At 41.2% G+C, this 16,553-nt stretch carries 15 protein-coding genes and 1 tRNA gene; 7 read left to right on the plus strand and 9 right to left on the minus strand.

Annotation, left to right across the window (positions count from 1 at the left end):
- Together IQ274_RS24495 and IQ274_RS24500 are read right to left on the minus strand one after the other, a co-directional pair.
- A partial coding sequence (locus IQ274_RS24495) for a transposase-like zinc-binding domain-containing protein (RefSeq protein ID WP_416209850.1) occupies positions 1-89 on the minus strand: 89 nt, incomplete at its 3' end.
- Between the two features lie 114 nt (positions 90-203).
- Complete coding sequence (locus IQ274_RS24500; protein ID WP_163929583.1) at positions 204-527, minus strand: YnfA family protein; 324 nt, start codon at positions 525-527, stop codon at positions 204-206.
- Positions 528-745: 218 nt separating this feature from the next.
- Between IQ274_RS24500 and IQ274_RS24505 the strand changes: the two genes are divergently transcribed.
- The 4 genes from IQ274_RS24505 (at position 746) to IQ274_RS24520 (ending at position 8,084) form a co-directional block, all read left to right on the plus strand.
- Entirely contained in the window at positions 746-5,488 is a 4,743-nt protein-coding gene (locus IQ274_RS24505) for a GAF domain-containing protein (RefSeq protein WP_194143720.1), read from the plus strand.
- 315 nt (positions 5,489-5,803) lie between these two features.
- Positions 5,804-6,226: a DUF4363 domain-containing protein gene (locus IQ274_RS24510; RefSeq protein ID WP_163929581.1), complete on the plus strand. Its 423-nt coding sequence runs from the start codon at positions 5,804-5,806 to the stop codon at positions 6,224-6,226.
- Positions 6,227-6,360: 134 nt separating this feature from the next.
- A complete protein-coding gene (locus tag IQ274_RS24515) occupies positions 6,361-6,636 on the plus strand; it encodes a peptidase (protein ID WP_190935103.1) in 276 nt (91 codons plus the stop codon).
- Between the two features lie 449 nt (positions 6,637-7,085).
- Positions 7,086-8,084 (plus strand): RNA polymerase sigma factor, RpoD/SigA family, encoded by a 999-nt coding sequence (locus IQ274_RS24520; protein ID WP_194143721.1) that lies wholly within the window; start codon positions 7,086-7,088, stop codon positions 8,082-8,084.
- A gap of 195 nt (positions 8,085-8,279) precedes the next feature.
- Here IQ274_RS24520 and IQ274_RS24525 read toward each other — a convergent pair whose 3' ends face one another.
- A complete protein-coding gene (locus tag IQ274_RS24525; RefSeq protein ID WP_194143722.1) occupies positions 8,280-8,918 on the minus strand; it encodes a HesA/MoeB/ThiF family protein in 639 nt (212 codons plus the stop codon).
- 26 nt (positions 8,919-8,944) lie between these two features.
- Positions 8,945-9,778 (minus strand): hypothetical protein, encoded by an 834-nt coding sequence (locus IQ274_RS24530; protein WP_194143723.1) that lies wholly within the window; start codon positions 9,776-9,778, stop codon positions 8,945-8,947.
- 115 nt (positions 9,779-9,893) lie between these two features.
- Here IQ274_RS24530 and IQ274_RS24535 point away from each other — a divergent pair, with 115 nt between their 5' ends.
- Both IQ274_RS24535 and IQ274_RS24540 read left to right on the plus strand, forming a co-directional pair.
- The gene (locus tag IQ274_RS24535) at positions 9,894-10,295 is read left to right on the plus strand and encodes a hypothetical protein (protein ID WP_194143724.1); all 402 of its coding nucleotides are present in this window, start codon (positions 9,894-9,896) and stop codon (positions 10,293-10,295) included.
- A gap of 192 nt (positions 10,296-10,487) precedes the next feature.
- Positions 10,488-10,760, plus strand: a complete 273-nt coding sequence (locus tag IQ274_RS24540) for a hypothetical protein (RefSeq protein ID WP_228058339.1) — start codon at positions 10,488-10,490, stop codon at positions 10,758-10,760.
- Positions 10,761-10,829: 69 nt separating this feature from the next.
- Here the strand turns inward: IQ274_RS24540 and IQ274_RS24545 are convergent, their stop codons facing one another.
- The 4 genes from IQ274_RS24545 to IQ274_RS24560 all read right to left on the minus strand — a co-directional run bounded on the left by IQ274_RS24545 (position 10,830) and on the right by IQ274_RS24560 (position 14,154).
- A complete protein-coding gene (locus IQ274_RS24545; protein ID WP_194143725.1) occupies positions 10,830-12,263 on the minus strand; it encodes a vWA domain-containing protein in 1,434 nt (477 codons plus the stop codon).
- Positions 12,264-12,657: 394 nt separating this feature from the next.
- A tRNA-Phe gene (locus IQ274_RS24550) sits at positions 12,658-12,726 on the minus strand.
- Positions 12,727-12,758: 32 nt separating this feature from the next.
- Entirely contained in the window at positions 12,759-13,481 is a 723-nt protein-coding gene (locus tag IQ274_RS24555; protein ID WP_194143726.1) for a hypothetical protein, read from the minus strand.
- Between the two features lie 472 nt (positions 13,482-13,953).
- Positions 13,954-14,154, minus strand: coding sequence for a hypothetical protein (locus IQ274_RS24560; RefSeq protein WP_015132106.1), 201 nt, complete (start codon positions 14,152-14,154; stop codon positions 13,954-13,956).
- Between the two features lie 208 nt (positions 14,155-14,362).
- Here IQ274_RS24560 and IQ274_RS24565 point away from each other — a divergent pair, with 208 nt between their 5' ends.
- Positions 14,363-14,590: a hypothetical protein gene (locus tag IQ274_RS24565; RefSeq protein ID WP_163929572.1), complete on the plus strand. Its 228-nt coding sequence runs from the start codon at positions 14,363-14,365 to the stop codon at positions 14,588-14,590.
- Positions 14,591-14,800: 210 nt separating this feature from the next.
- Here IQ274_RS24565 and IQ274_RS24570 read toward each other — a convergent pair whose 3' ends face one another.
- Positions 14,801-16,297, minus strand: a complete 1,497-nt coding sequence (locus IQ274_RS24570; protein ID WP_163929595.1) for an aldehyde dehydrogenase family protein — start codon at positions 16,295-16,297, stop codon at positions 14,801-14,803.
- Positions 16,298-16,553: the final 256 nt, after the last annotated feature.

The raw sequence follows: 16,553 nt of genomic DNA on the forward strand, positions 1-16,553 counted from the left end.
CGACCACATTCCACACAAATGTAGTTTTGTTTACCTCTTTGTTTACCATTTTTGCGAATGTGGCTTGACGCACACCTTGGACATTTCATAGTGATCGCACTAATTCATATTTCTATTCTGCAACGCCATAATTTTGGATAATTTATTTTTTGTCAGTCTCTGAAAAGCGGGTATTAAAAAATTTATTAATCTAGAAGTTCTACTTAAGATCTGGGTGCAAACATGATAATGAGAACACTCACTAAAGCTAAACATGCTCCTATGAGGTCGTAGCGGTCTGGAATTACACCGTCTACCTTCCAACCCCAAAACATTGCTATTGCGATAAACACACCACCGTAAGCAGCATACACTCTGCCAAAATTTGCCGATTGAAGAGTTGCAATAATCCCATAGAAAGCTAAAGCAATTCCCCCCAATATGCCCCACCAGAACGGCTTACCTTCTCGCAACCACAACCAGATTAGGTAGCCTCCTCCAATTTCAAATAAACCAGCCCACAAAAAATACAGTAGAGACTTAATCATTTGACAAATTTATGCATCAGCTAGAACTCAGTGAAATTACGCTAACGCTTTTAACTAAACTATTGTCATTAATTGAAGTAAGTTTATTGACCTGGGCATTGGCATTGGATATTAGGTATTAAGTATCGGGGATGGTGGGCAATCTCCTTGTCTCCCCTTTAATCTCCCTCATTTCCCTGCTTCTTCCCCAGCCCCCAGAATGTAGATAAGGCTTAAGGATGAAAGCACCATTACCTAATAACGAAATACAGAGAATCGAGACACTTTTGGAGTATAAAATTCTCGACACACCATCTGAACCTGCCTTTGATGACCTCACCCGTTTAGCCTCGTATATTTGTCAGACTCCTATTGCCTTAATTAGCTTAATTGATACAAATCGCCAGTGGTTCAAATCAAAAGTCGGTTTAGATCCCCTAGAAACACATCGAGATTTTGCATTCTGTAGCCATGCTATTTTACAGCCTGACGTTTTTGTTGTGCCTGATGCAAGAGATGACGAAAGGTTTGCCACCAACCCACTGGTTACATCTGACCCAAATATTAGATTTTATGCTGGTGTACCTCTGACTAACCCTGAAGGATATGCTCTAGGAACTCTGTGTGTGATTGATTACGTACAACGAGAACTTACTCCAGATCAGATAGAGGCATTACGAGCATTAGGCCGTCAAGTCATCAAGCAACTGGAATTGCGCCGAAATTTAGCAAGTTTGGTACTTGTTACCAAGAAAAACAAACAGACACAGAAGGTAAGCAAACAATTTTTTAAAAAGATTGCAGCAGGTTTTGGTGTCGCATCGGTAATTTTAGTTTTGATTGGTGTAGTTTCCTATCAAAATACAACAGTATCTACTAATAATCGCAGTATATTAAAAAATACTTCTCAAAAAATCAACAGTTTAAAAGAACTACTGTCTCAAATAAAGGATGCGGAGACTAGGCAACGTAGTTACATTATTACTGGAAAACCAATTTATCTAAAACCCTATCAAAAATCACTTACCAATGTCGAGCAAGAAATTGCCAAACTCAAGAATTTAAGCACAGATCAACCAAACCAGATTGCAACACTTGAAGTTCTAATTGCAGATAAACTTACTGAACTAAAGCAGACTATCAACTTACGCCAAAAAAATGGAGCAGAGGCGGCATTGCAGGTAGTACTGACAAATAAAAGTCAAAATCTCATGGATGATATCGGCAAGGAGATCAATGAGATAGAGAACGAGGAAAGGGAGCGGCATCAGCAACTTTCACAAACAGCAAAAGCTTGGACTCGTAAAACAACTGTGACAATTGCGATCGCTATTTGCCTAAGTTTTATCGTTCTTGCTGTAGTCTACTACTTCATATATCGTGAGGTAACAGAGCGCAAAAGGACAGAAGAAACCTTAAATCAAGAACGCAATTTTATCTCAGCAGTTCTTGATACAGCCAGTGCATTAGTAATAGTTCTCGATTCTCAAGGGCAAATCATTCGTTTCAATCAAGCTTGTGAGCAAATAACAGGTTACTCCTTCGATGAGGTGAGGGGTAGGTATTTTTGGAACTTATTCTTACTTCCTGAAGAAGTAGAGTCAGTCAAAGCAGTTTTTGAGCAATTGCTAACTGGTAGAGGCTTTTTGGAGCATGAGAACCATTGGGTAATGAAGGATGGTAGTCGCCGACTGATTGCCTGGTCGAATACCTTCTTAAAAGACTATGAAGGATTGGTGGAATACATTGTTGGCACTGGCACTGACATCACCGATGTCTCCGACGAGCTTCGCTTACGCAAACGAGTACAACAGCATTTAACTGCACAATATGCTGCAACCCGCGTTTTAGCAGAGTCTACCACAATCAACGAGGCTAACCCCCGAATCTTACAAGGAATCTGCGAGAGTTTAGGATGGGATTTAGGTGAAATTTGGATGGTCGATCAGCAAGCAAATGTGCTGCGTTTTCTTTCCATCTGGCATAAAGCATCCCTTGAAGTGCAAGAATTTGAAGCACTGAAGCGGCAAACCACATTTATAGAAGGAATTGGACTACCTGGACGTGTTTGGGCTAGTTCTGAAGCTGTTTGGCTTACTGATGTCGTCACGGATCTGAATTTTCCTTATTTTAAAATCGCGGCTCAAGTAGGGTTACACGCAGCTTTCGGTTTTCCAATTCGGACTGGTAACAAAATTTTGGGCGTGATTACCTGCTTCAATCGTAAAATCAAACCTCATGACCAAGATTTAGTCAACACGATGAATTCTATTGGTGAGCAAGTGGGGCAATTTATTCAGCGTAAGCGGGCTGAAGAGGAATTACAACGCCAAAACTTGCGATCGCAACTTTTTACCGAAATCACCCTCAAAATTCGCCAGTCTTTGCAAATCGAAGAAATTCTCGAAATCACTGTCAAGGAAGTGCAAAAGATTCTCCAAACTGACCGAGTTTTAATCTATCAGCTTTTACCAGATGAGTCTGCAACCTCCGTTGTTGAAGCAGTAATTTCTGGCTTACCAGAAATCAAAGAGCAAAATATCACCGCCCCTTACTTACGAGCAGAATACCTGCAACAGTACTATCTACAAAAGTACCGTCAAGGAGAGATTTTAGGACTGGCTGAGTTAGATTTACTCGAAGTCCAACAAAGTGACCTGAAATTAATCCAACAGTTTGGGGTCAAAGTCAACTTTGTTGTACCTATTTTGGTCAAAGAAGAACTTCGCGGTTTGCTCATAGTCCATCAGTGTGATGATTCTCACCAATGGTCTAGTTTTGAAACTCATCTCTTGCGGCAAATAGCCGACCAAGTAGGCATTGCTTTAGCCCAAGCTCAACTTTTAAAAGCAGAAACTCGTCAGCGAGAAGAACTTGAAATTGCCCGTCACCAAGCGGAATTAGCTTCTCAGACTAAAAGTGCTTTTTTGGCAAATATGAGTCATGAAATTCGCACTCCCATGAATGCTGTCTTGGGGATGACCAGTTTGGTTTTAGATACTCCCTTAAATCCAGAACAACGAGATTTTATTGAAACAATTCGGATTAGTGGAGATGCCCTTTTAAGTTTAATCAATGAGATTTTGGATCTTTCCAAACTTGAGGCTGGAGAAATGGCTCTCGAAACTCTAGATTTTAACCTATCCACTTGTGTTGAAGAAGTGGTAGAGTTATTGGCTCCATCAGCCCATAGTAAGGGATTAGAAATTGCTGCACTACTTTATAGCAACGTCCCTACCCACCTCAAAGGCGATGTTAGTAGGTTACGGCAAATTCTGATGAACCTAATTAGTAACGCTATCAAGTTCACTAACGTTGGTGAAGTCGTAGTGCAAATAGAATTGCGATCGCCTTTGACAAAGCCATCCCTTTCCTCCACAACAGCCACCATCTATTTTGCCATTACAGATACAGGTCTTGGCATTAGCCCTGAAGACCAACACAAAATCTTTACGCCATTTACCCAAGTGGATGCTTCTACCACTCGCAAGTATGGTGGTACCGGTTTAGGATTAGCCATCTGCAAACAACTGGTGACTTTGATGGGAGGAGTCATTGGTGTGGAAAGTCAGAGAGGGAAAGGATCTAAGTTTTGGTTTGAGGTGCCTTTTGTCAAACAACTTGAACCTGTTTTGCCAAACTCCGATAGCTTCTTGCCTGCGACACGTTACACGAAGGTCAAGAGCGAAGGCAGATTTTTGAACAATCGCCGCTTGTTAGTGGTAGATAGTAATGCTACTAATTGCAAAATTATCTATCATCAAGCTACCAGTTGGGGAATGCAGGTAGATCAAGCTGACAGTATTGCTGCTGCACTCATTGCTATTCAGGAAGCTTGTGAGCGTGGTAATTCTTATGATGTCGTCTTGGTTGATATGCAAATGGCTCAAACTTCTGGCATAACTTTAGAAGAACAAATTAAAGCTAATTCTGCAATTGCTAAGATACCTTTGATTATACTCACCTCTATTAATCAACGCACCCAATTGCAACGAGCGCTCAAAATAAGATTTGCTGCTTATTTAATCAAACCTGTTAAGCCGTCTCGACTCCTTGATACCATTATGACTATTCTAAAAACTCAGCCTCAACCAGAAGAAGGGTCTAAAGGAAGAAGGCTAGAGGCTACCAAAAAAATCTCAAGTACAGAAACTTCCAGCATTCTTACTTCCTCTGCCCATAACTCCTCTACTCAATTCCAGTTAAGAATTCTCTTAGCTGAAGATAATTTGGTGAATCAAAAAGTTGCCCTGAAGCAACTTCAGAGTTTAGGCTACAAAGCCGATGTTGCTGCCAATGGAGAGGAAGTTTTGCAGCTATTAGAAAAAATTCCTTATGATTTGATTCTAATGGATTGCCAAATGCCAATTCTTGACGGTTTAGAAACCACAAAAGAAATTCATCGTTGGCAAGAAAACGCTTTTATTCTGCGTCGTCGTCCTGTGGTGATTGCGATGACGGCTAATGCCATGAAAGAAGACCAACAAATGTGTCTCAATGCAGGAATGGATGACTATCTGAGTAAGCCAGTGTTTAAAGAAAAATTGGCTGCCACTCTAGAGCATTGGACAGGCGTTATCCTCTCAAAACAAGAGCCAGTTGTTGAAGAACAGACAGTTTCCACCACAAACAACGACACAATTAACCTAGCAATTGATTGGGAACACTTGCATCGGATATCGGAAAATGATGGAGAATTTGAATTAAATCTATTGCAAATATACCTTAAAGATGTTGAACCCCGTTTAGAGACCATCATTGCAGCGATTGCATCTGATGACTTTAGGCAAATTGCGCGAGAAGCTCATCACCTTAAAGGTGCTAGTGCCAATGTTGGAGCCACAGCTATGTATCTAGCAGCTGACAAACTAGAAAAGTTAGCTTACGAGCAAGAGCTTAGAGATGCTACTAATTTAGTTTTAGAGTTAAAAGAATTTGTCAACTCTATGCAAGACTTTTTAACAAGAAAGAGTTCAGTCTGAATTCTGTACGAGTAGCCGATAAATATGTGAGTTTAAGTCCCACACTAATTAATTTTTAATTCTACATTCTTTTTAATTATAAATAAAGTAACAAATAACACTTAACTTACTTATCAAAAATAATGAGGTATCAATTCCAAATTAATATAGAAAAACAGCCTTAATACAACCGTACCAATAAAAAATTGTATAAAAAACTTTAGCATTTACAGAGAGAAAGCTAGCATAGAATCTTCCTACACCTCCAGCAACTTTAGCTGATATAGTAGCTGATACCGTCATTACTTGGCGACTTATCATTATTCAAGAGGTCTTATGAAACGCTTAATCTACATCATCCCTGTTACTGCAATTAGCTTACTGACATTGGTAGGATGCAACAGCGATCAAAAATCCACCACCCAAACTCCTACTACCACAGAAACCACTAAGGCAACAACAGGATCTAAAACCCCTAGTGCTACGCAGGGAGGTTTTAATACTTTGACCGGTGTCGTTACAAATACAAAAACTGCGGTGCAAGCCGGAAACTTTGAGAAAGCTCAACAGGAATTTAATAAGTTTGAAAATTCTTGGTCTAAAGTTGAGGATGGTGTCAAAACTAAATCTTCAAAAACCTATAATGTCATCGAAGATGCTGCGACCCAGGTGAAGGGTTCGCTAAAAGCAAAAGATAAAGCGAAATCTCTTAAAGGATTACAAACACTTGAGACAAACATCGCCACTGTTTCTAAGTGAGGTAAAACTAACATAGAGCAGGATTTAAAAGACAAGAGACACCAAAAAAAGTCTTTATATCTGGCTTTGAGACAAATAGTTCTGTAGCTTATCAAGTTGCGAACTGCTATAGTTTCCACTGGAGATTTTGGATAATGCGTTCATTTCGCAAATATCACCGGACTCTGGCGATTATTTTGGCTTTACCGCTTGCTGTAACATTGTTAACCGGTATTGCAGCTACCCTGGTAGGTGAGTGGTCAGCTAACATTGGAGTTCCACGTAGTTTACTACTTTCGATTCATCGTGGTGAAATCTTGGGTTTACAGGGAATTTACCCGATTTTGAACGGACTAGGGCTATTAGGGTTGTTGGTTACTGGATTAAGTATGACTAGTTTGTTTGGTAGAAAAAGGTCAAAATCTGAGTAAGGATTAATCAAAAGCGATCGCAGTCTTTTAAGATATCAAGTCAGTTACCCTGCGATCGCAAAAGTGAAATCAAGCCATAATCCATTGTCTCCAGTGTTGCAAAAGTCATTGTAGAAGCAGTTCCTAGAGGTATTGCTCTGCTTTAAAATGGACTAGAATTTGGACAGACATAACTTTTTCAATTCTTTGACAAGCTCCTGTAACATCAAGCTATTAACTTAAAAAATATTGCTTTTAACAAAATAACGACCCGTAGCAACAACTAAAAAATATTTCAAATTTCTTGACTTTTAAGTTACTCAGTACTGAGTGCTGAGTAAAAAGTAAAATTAGGACAAAAGCGAAGCAAGTAGCCTGGATTTAAGGGAATACAAAACGTTTTGCTACTGCCAAGAGGATTTTTAAAACATCCTCTAAACCAACAAATATTTTTGAAGGTTCAAATAACTATGAATAATCTATCTTACAAGTATCTAGAAGAAAGTAATAAACAGGAGAAACTTTTATATACTGCTGATACAGTGCGTACTTATCTTCGCGAGATTGGACGGATACCTTTATTAACTCATGAGCAAGAGATTAATTTCGCCAAGCAAGTTCAAAAAATGATGGCTTTACTAGCTACGAAAGAAAAATTAGCTATCCAATTAAAACGTCAACCAACACAAAAAGAGTGGGTTGACAATATAAATATGGGTGAAAATTCACTGCTACAACAGCTACATCAAGGGCAACAAGCCAAGCAGAAAATGATTCAGGCTAACCTGCGACTTGTAGTATCTATTGCTAAGAAGTATCAAAGACATAACCTAGATTTTCTTGATTTAATTCAAGAAGGAAGTTTAGGCTTAGAGCGAGGAGTTGAGAAATTTGACCCAACTAAAGGGTACAAGTTTTCAACTTATGGCTATTGGTGGATTCGCCAGGCAATTACACGAGCGATCGCCGAACAAGGACGTACTATCCGCTTGCCTATTCATATTACAGAAAAGCTGAACAAAATCAAGCGGATTCAACGTGAACTAACTCAAAAACTAGGTCGTACTCCTACCGCAGTTGATATCGCCGAAGAACTATCTTTAGATCCAAAACAAATTCGAGATTATTTACTTTTAGCACGTCAACCTGTCTCTCTAGAATTACGAGTTGGCTCAGACAAAGATATAGAATTACAAGATATGTTAGAGGATAATGGACTCTCCCCAGAATTATATGCTGAACAGAAGTTTCTTCAACAAAATATTCAAAATTTATTGTTAAAATTAAATCCCCAGCAACGAGAAATATTAACTTTACGTTTTGGTTTAACAGATGGAAATGAACTTTCTTTAGCAGAGATTGGTCAACGTATGGGTATTAGTCGAGAGCGAGTGCGACAGATAGAGCAACAAGCTTTGGGTAGTCTAAGAAGACATAAGAATAAGATACACAGCTATCTAGCTAGTTAATTCGTAATTCATGATGGGCTACCCTCCGCTAGGCTGACATAATTAAGGAGATTTATACCCTGCTACGAAACTTACTGCGACTTGACTGAGCGATCGCCGAACGTTTTATTAGTTGGTATGCAACTTAAATCCGCAGAGTTTGGTAAATCGTGATGGGCGATACCTGCGACAAGCGGCTAAGAGCGTCTAAGCAATCTACAAAAACAGAGATTGAACAGTCAGATCCTTCTGGGTGATGCTGAAGTTATGTTGTTCTGCTGTCGCAATGAATGAAACGATCGCTTCACACACCACTGCAACGGTTAACATCACCAGGTTTCGTGCCAACGGATAATCACAGACATCATCATTAACCTCAGAAGGAACGCGATAAACGTCATTCCAAATCACTTCTGCATAATCAGCCGATAGCCCAGCATGAAGACAAGGAATTTTTAATTGTTCAGCATAATTTTTCACTGCTTGACGTGCCACGCTGTTATCAAAAACATCGACAATTAGCTGGCTGTCTTTGAGTAGTTGGGTTGTATTTGCTGATGTCAACTCCTTTGTCTTCGCATCAACTTTAGTACCAATTGCTCGATATAAATTGTTCGCCAAAATCTTAGCCTTGAATGCTCCAACATCAGAACGGTAGTAAGGCTGAGTTGAAAGGTTACGCTCCTCAATGCGATCGCGATCAATCACTGTAAGTTTATCAAAACCAGAGCGTGCTAAGTTTTCCGCAATGTTAGCTCCTAATGCTCCAGCGCCACAAATAGTTACAGGATAGTTTTTCAACTTTGCCATCACAGCATTGGTGCGGTAAAGCTGTTCGTGAAAAAAGATACTCATAATAATTCGTAATTCGTAATTCGTAATTAATACTCTTGGTGTTCCATTACACCTACTAAGGATTGCAAGTCAAAATCGCGATCACGTCCACTCAGACAAATGCCAGAACTGACAACAGTCAAATCAGTTTTAGCGATCGCACTACTATGGCGAACACCATCAGCAGTTGTCCAATCGACTGTCCAATAATCGCTGCGATCGTGGAATTGATTTAAGGTACCGCCACCCATTTGCAATGCCTTTCTCAATCGCTTTTCATCCTGTTGGGGTTGAGTAAATCCCTCAATGCGCCGAGTTGCCAATTCATACACTGTGCGGATTTCTGGAGTGATGCCCTTAAACTGTAATTCCTCAGCAGGAGTGAGTTGCTTGACGGCAGATTGCAGAGTTTCAGAAATTGCCGGATCGGTACGGCGATCGACTTCCTCGAACCAGCAAGAATATCCATTCCATCGGGTAATGATTTGCTCAAAGGCGATACCCTCGGTTACTAAGTGGACTGTGATCGGCTTAACTACCTTCAATCGTTGACGCATATCTACTTCATTCACAGGGTATGCTAACCAAGTTTGTTTTTGCAGTTGGTGTGCTAATCGCAGCCGTATTTGGGGAAAGTGTTGTAGGTATTCCGCAATTTGGGGTAAGTCTGCTTCTTCTATAACCGTTGCTGTTTTTTCATCCACAGGCTGAAAGATGCCCCAACCTTCAAATTTACTAGGCTTTGGCGTGAAGGTGTAAACCATCCCGGCTACCCTTGTACGAACTCGTCCACCTTTGACACAGGGCGCAAGGAATGGGGTGGTATGTAATTGCGCTTCTGCGATCGCAATTTGGTTGATTAACTTACGAATATCAGACATAATTCTCACTATTTAAGCATAATTACCCAAGATTATTGTCAGTAAATAAGTATATAAAAAAACATACGTTTTTAGTCAAACCGCAATTAGACAACTATTTTCATTAGGTGAAACAATGTTTTTGCATTTTGCATATATTGGAATGTGCTTATTATCGATTGTGATATCTTTCTATGTGAAAGCTAAATTTGAGAATTTTATAGAAAAAAATACAACAATTGCAAATGAAAAATCATTAGAAGATTATAAAAACATTGTGCGTCTTAATATGTATGGAGCGCTGGCTCAAATAGTTTTATTTGTTGGTGCATTTATTAGTGGCATCGTTTATATTCTTAATCAAGGCTTTGCAGGGGTATTTTCATTCTTTCTATTATGGTTCGCTGCTAGTGTTATGAAACAGTTAGGTCAGGTTGAGGAAAAAGTACGTACACTCACTTGTGCAACTGCTGAACTAGAGCGTCAATACACAAAAATTTCCCATACTTGGAAGAAAAAAGCTTTTCCCGATTTCTAAATTTATGACTAGATAAATCCAGTAAGGACAGTAGGCTTGTATTTATTAAGTAAAAATTCAATTGACAAAATAAATTTTAAAATCATGACTAGCCAAACACAATAAATATCAGAGTACCGAAAAAAGTTGTCATCTGCCTACCGTGCAATTTATGCAGTTGGAGTTTTGAGTACTTTTATAGGAATCATAGTATTGATAGCTGTAAATCGAGTTCCTGAAGGTGTAATATTGGGAATTTCCTGTTTAGCTTCTGGTTTACTCTATCTAGTTCTAGGTTTTTTTGTACAACGTAAATCCCAAATTGCGTTGGGTATTGCAGTGGGATTTATGCTGCTAAATTTTTTAACTGGCATTTACAATATGTTTCAAACTGGTAAACCAGTCGGCTTAATTATTCCTATCGTATTCTTCAGTCAGACAATAGAAGGATTTAAAGCCATACAAGTATTAAAGTCTAAAACTTGACGTATTAGCTAAGTTCTCAGTTATACATCAGGATGCGTTACAAGTAATTATGACGCACCCTGATACACTCTACTTATCCTCTCTTACAGGCAACGGCATATCCAGAATCTCCATCAGCAAATCCAGACGAGAGGGGCGTGTTAAAAGTGGGACAAGATTCGGCAAACTGTAGTAGTCACCTGCAAAAGTGAACGTATCTACAGGTGCTTGCTGCTGCTTTAGTTGACTCTCCACCCAGTCGTAATGACCACCCACACGGACAATCACCACATTGGGCATTATCGCCAACTCCCGGCAGTAGTTCTTGTAGACTTCACCGAAGTAAGGAGCAGCATTTTCGCCCTCATCCGTCACCAAGATAATCTGGTCAACTACCTGCTTTTTCCGCCGCATTGCTTCCAATGCACAGCCGATGCTAGTACCACCGCCTGCATTGATGTGCTGGAAGGCACGCTCCCAGTCGCTCAACTCCTTGCCTTTTGCCGTAACAGCGTAAGGAATGGTATCGAAAGCGTAGACAAACAGTTCTGCCTGAGTGATACCAGAGATCAAGGCAGCGAGTTGTTTACCGATCGCGATCGCATTTTCCATTGAACCAGACTTGTCCACCAATAAAGCAGTTGGACGAGCGATCGCACCACGCCGCTTTACCTGTTCGTTTGTCACCTTTTCCAGTTGGGCAACGGTGTCTGCGTCAAAATCTCCTGCGTCTGCGGCAATCTGTGCTTTGAATGCTGAGACACGCCCACTCTTAGACGCTGCTTCTAGCTTGGAATCAATCAGCTTCTTAACTTGTGGGTGATCCATTGCACCTCTAGTCTGGAGAGACTTGAGGTTGTTGATCGCCTCTTGAGGAGTCATGCTGTTGATTAACGCTACCAAGACAACTGGTGTAAGTTGCTTGATTGCACCAATTGCGATCGTATATGGAATTTTGAACTCCACAATCAGCCGTGCCTGTTCTACGGCATTTGTTGCCTTAGCCAGCTGCTTCAGCACATTTGCTAAGGAACCCTCTGGAGGAGTATCGCCAAACAGAATCGCATTTGCCCGTTCATTTGGCTTGATGTGCAGCGAAGCATATAAGTGCTTCATTGCCTTACGACCTCGCAAAGCGGCGCGATCAAACAGAGCCGGATTGCTCTCCCGTGTCTTCAAGTAACGCCGTACCGCAGTCCGAGCCGAACGAGGCAGTTTATTCTGCTGCTGCTTCATGAAGTCCACCACACGAGCTACCTGATAAGGTGGAAACTCTTGCAACATCATAAATCCAGCATCTCGGTGTTCAGTCAAATTGCTGGTTAGTAAATAAGCTAGGAATACTTCTTTATGGTCACGGACATCACCATGACGCTGATACCAGACTGCCAAATGTCCGTAGAAAATGGGATCGAGTTCAACAATTAACTGATGAATTTCTGCGACTTGCTCAAGCTTGCGGTGAGGAGTTGTGAGCAAACTGTTGAGCATTTCCAAACGCAGGTCACGTTCTGCGGTATTCATTATGAACCTCCTCTAGTTGTGATGAATGAGGAGGCAGATGTTGCACGCGGGGCGATCAAGTCACCGCGCAAGTTGTAGAAGCATCATGTATAACTTGTGCAGAGTTATGTAAGCTTCTGCGATCGGGGCGCGGCAACAACTGCCAAGTAAAAGGGACTGGGGACTGGGGATTAGGGACTGGGTAATGAGCTGATTAGTAAGTGAAATTCTCTGTCTTTTCTCTTCACCTTCGCGTCCTACCCTGCGGGAAGCCGCTCCGCGTCTATGCGGTTCGTTTAAAAAAAATAGTTTTCGCAACTCAAAGGCACTAGAACTTACGCAAAAAGGCACTGAAAGCAAAGAGAAATTATCATCAAATAAGATCACCTCGTGCAAGTCGAAAAAACTGTTGATTCACACACGGGATTTGAACCCGTAGTTGCTTGATATTCATTCAAGTGCCTTACCATTCGGCTAGTATGTAAGCTTTTTCAGTTAGGGCACGAAGTGAAAAATTTAGATTTTAGAAAGTTGATTTAAAATAAATCGAATTTCTTTCTTATTACACTGCTGTTTCCTAACAGCGTAAATCATTTGACCTGTATATGCCACAGAACGGTGAATTACACCTTTGACAGCATCCTTCACATAATGAGTAGGTGGCCATGGCAAATCTTCAAAAGTAATTAAATACCAAATCTCGTTTAGCCTCTGGTATTGATGATAATTATCAATGATGAGAATATCAGTTTGTTCCTGCTTTTGCTTCTGCTTTCGAGGTATTTTCTCAGATGCACAAAGAATTCCGGTTTCAGGATGGATATAGAAGCGATCGCGATAGCTTACATCTAGCTGATTTCGATACCCTTGATAAGGCTTGCTATAGAAACCACCATCAATTATTTCTACATACCGTTCAACGTAGTCCCACACATGACCGATAACATGCTGTCCTGCCATTGTACTAGGATCTAATCGTTGACACAGTTGGCTGTAAACGTCATTCCAAGGCTGTCCAACTTGCGATCGCAAAAACCGACGCAGAGGGCCGAGATGGTCTGAAAGATACTTAGATTTATTTATTGGTTTAATCAGGTAGGGATTCAACAATCCATCCTGAATAGCATCCTGGGTGATTTTGTATAATTGCTTCTTAAAGCCAGTCACCTTTTTGAGGCTAATTCTCCTCCCACCGCGAGGACGCTCAATCACAATCTCGCTCAAACGATGTTCGCTCATATCTCACGTTGTTTAAATGCAGTTGTACTAATTGAGTTGTTATTAAACATGAGTTAGCTAACATCATTGAACTCACCTCCGTATTGAGTAAAGGTTATAGATAAATACAATTCAAATAATTAGAATTCCGCACAAGTTAGCAAAGCAGTTTTCACAATTGCCTATACCAATTTGGCTACGCTCCCATTAAAGGGAGCGACAGGAATCGAACCTGCATTCCGTTGCCGGAGTGTGTGTAGGCTTTACAAGTTAGGGCGCGGAATTAAGTCTTAATTCATTCCGTGCAAGTTCAAGAAGCTTTTTACAGCTACGGCCGCTCTTACCAAATATTGGCAGTGGGCACGCACGCTAAATCTGCGAGAGACTTAGAAATCATGCTTCGCTTAATCCGATCGCTCGAACTTTACTACCTTAGGGTCGTTATGAATGTGTATGTATGCTTCTTCTGTTAGGGCACGGATGACTAGGAAATTTAACCATAGACAGCTTCAGGGCGAATGATCAAATCGCCACTAGGACGGCGATCGATTACGTAAGCAGAAAGGCGATCGCTATTCACATCTAAATGCCGAGCAACGCGCTCCTTCACTGCCACATCATTCATCCCTGCTGCAATTCCCAATTGGGTTTTTGGCACATCAACAGAACGTCCTTCAAATCGAATATGAACCATTGCAATCACCTCTTGTTTTAATTACAAATTGATATTAGTGGATCTGATCGGGATTGAACCGATACCCTCCCTGTGAGAGTTACACTCACACCTCATGCGAGTTGAAAAAGCTGTGGTAACACCGCAGGAATTGAACCTGCACTTATCGTTTTAGAGACGATCGCTCTACCATTGAGCAAGTATGTAAGCTTTTTCTGTCAGGGCACAAGTGACATCCGGGATCTCTACCGTTAGAGCTACAGACCCAAGTTTCCATGATTGCGATGCTCTAATTGAGGTTATTGCAACCTTCAATAGAAGTCAAAGCAAATGGAGCCGTCGGGAATCGAACCCGAATCCTGCAACCGTCCGTTTGTTGGTTTCGGAGCAGTCGAACCCCAATCGCGGCCCCAAACAGTGGCATTTATGCAATTGCCAAGCTTCTGAGAGCTTTTAGTTTTGCCTTTGTTGTCGGCTTTCTTTTCATACTACAAATGTAATACAAGCTCTACATGATGTCAAGGGGATACTACAAATTTTGCAGTCCAATGCGTGTTATTTAGATTCTCTTTTCTAAAAGGCTTACTCCCCTTCCTTTGTAGGGAAGGGGCTGGGGGTTAGGTCTTTTTTAAAAGTCTACTCAACTGAAAATGGCTGTATTGCGAAATTAACTGCGGTTATCTATCTGAGCGCGTTGTAAACTTCCAGAAAAATCAACATAAACACTTTTCCATTCTGTGAAAACATCCATTGCGGTAGTTCCAGCTTCGCGGTGTCCGTTACCGGTTTGTTTCACACCACCAAAAGGCAAATGTACTTCTGCGCCGATAGTAGGGCCATTAATATAGGTGATACCAGCTTCGATGTCGCGCATGGCAGTAAAAGCCCGGTTGATGTCGCGGGTGTAAACTGAAGAAGAAAGACCGTAATTGCTATCGTTGAGAATTGCGATCGCTTCCTCAAAGGAACTAACCTCAATTAATGCCACCACTGGCCCAAATATCTCTTCACGGGCAACTCTCATATCAGGAGTTACATCATCCAAAATAGTTGGTTGAAAGAAGTAACCGTTTTTCAATGAGCCTTCATTGGCAATTTCTCCACCAATTAAAACCTTTGCTCCTTCCTCACGGGCGATATCTAAATACTTGCTTACCTGTTGGAGTTGCTTTTCATTGATAATCGGGCCAATATCTGTATTGGAGTCAGTGCCAGCACCCAAGCGTAACTTACTAGTACGCTCGTAAAGCATGGCGGTAAATTTTTCTTTGATATCACGATGCAAAATCAGGCGACTAGTAGCCGTACATCGTTGACCGGTTGTCCCAAATGCTCCCCACACTGCTCCATCAAGAGCAAGTTCTAAATCGGCATCTTCCATCACTATTTGGGCATTTTTACCACCCATTTCCAGACAGACACGCTTGTGAGTGCGTCCGCAAGTAGCGCCAACATAGGCACCCGTTTCTGAAGAACCAGTAAACGATACCAAATCTACATTGGGATGCTCAACTAAAGCTTTCCCGGCTTCTTCTCCTACACCATGCACCAAGTTAATTACTCCTGGTGGTAAACCTGCTTGTTGGAAAATTTCAATCAATTTAGTTGCACAGGCTGAGGTATCTTCGGCAGGTTTGAGAATAACTGTGTTGCCACACACCAAAGCTGGCATAGCTTTCCAGCAAGGAATTGCTACAGGAAAATTCCAGGGAGTGATTAAGGCACAAACTCCGATAGGCATTCGCACAGTCATAGCGAATTTATTAGACATTTCCGACGGTGTAGTTTGCCCAAATAGTCGCCGTCCTTCGCCAGCACTGTAAAAAGCACAGTCAATACCTTCTTGCACATCTCCCCTAGCTTCTGTCAGAGGTTTACCCATTTCCCGACTGATTAACTGGGCAAGTTCTTCTTTATGCTGGAGTAATATTTCCCCGACGCGAAAGATGTATTCTGCCCTCGCTGGGGCCGGGACTGTGCGCCAACTGCGGTAGGCTTTACGGGCTGCGGCTACTGCTGTATCTACATCATTAACTTGCGATCGCACAAATGTGGCAACGATTTCGGTTTTGTCCGCAGGGTTGCGACTTTCTAAAGTTCCTTCCCTTATAGCATTCAACCATTGACCGTCGATGTAATTGCGGCAAGATAGCGGAGTTGTCATCTTAAAAATCCCCGGCTGATGATCGAGTGAAACTTGTGTACTGATAACCACTTCTATATGAGAAACGAACCGCAAAGGACGCAAAGGACGCAAAGAAAGAAACAATAAGCCAAGAAAATTTGGCAAGACTCTGCGTACCTTTGCGTTGACTTTGCGTTCCTCTGCGTTAAAAAACGCTAAGATTTAGACACAAAGCTGTACTAAGTTTGCTTGCTTTCTAGGTTATCCTCAAGTTTAAAAAATTGGTGTGAGAAGC

Origin of the sequence: Nostoc sp. LEGE 12447, assembly GCF_015206985.1 — a bacterium.
Taxonomy (GTDB): domain Bacteria; phylum Cyanobacteriota; class Cyanobacteriia; order Cyanobacteriales; family Nostocaceae; genus Nostoc.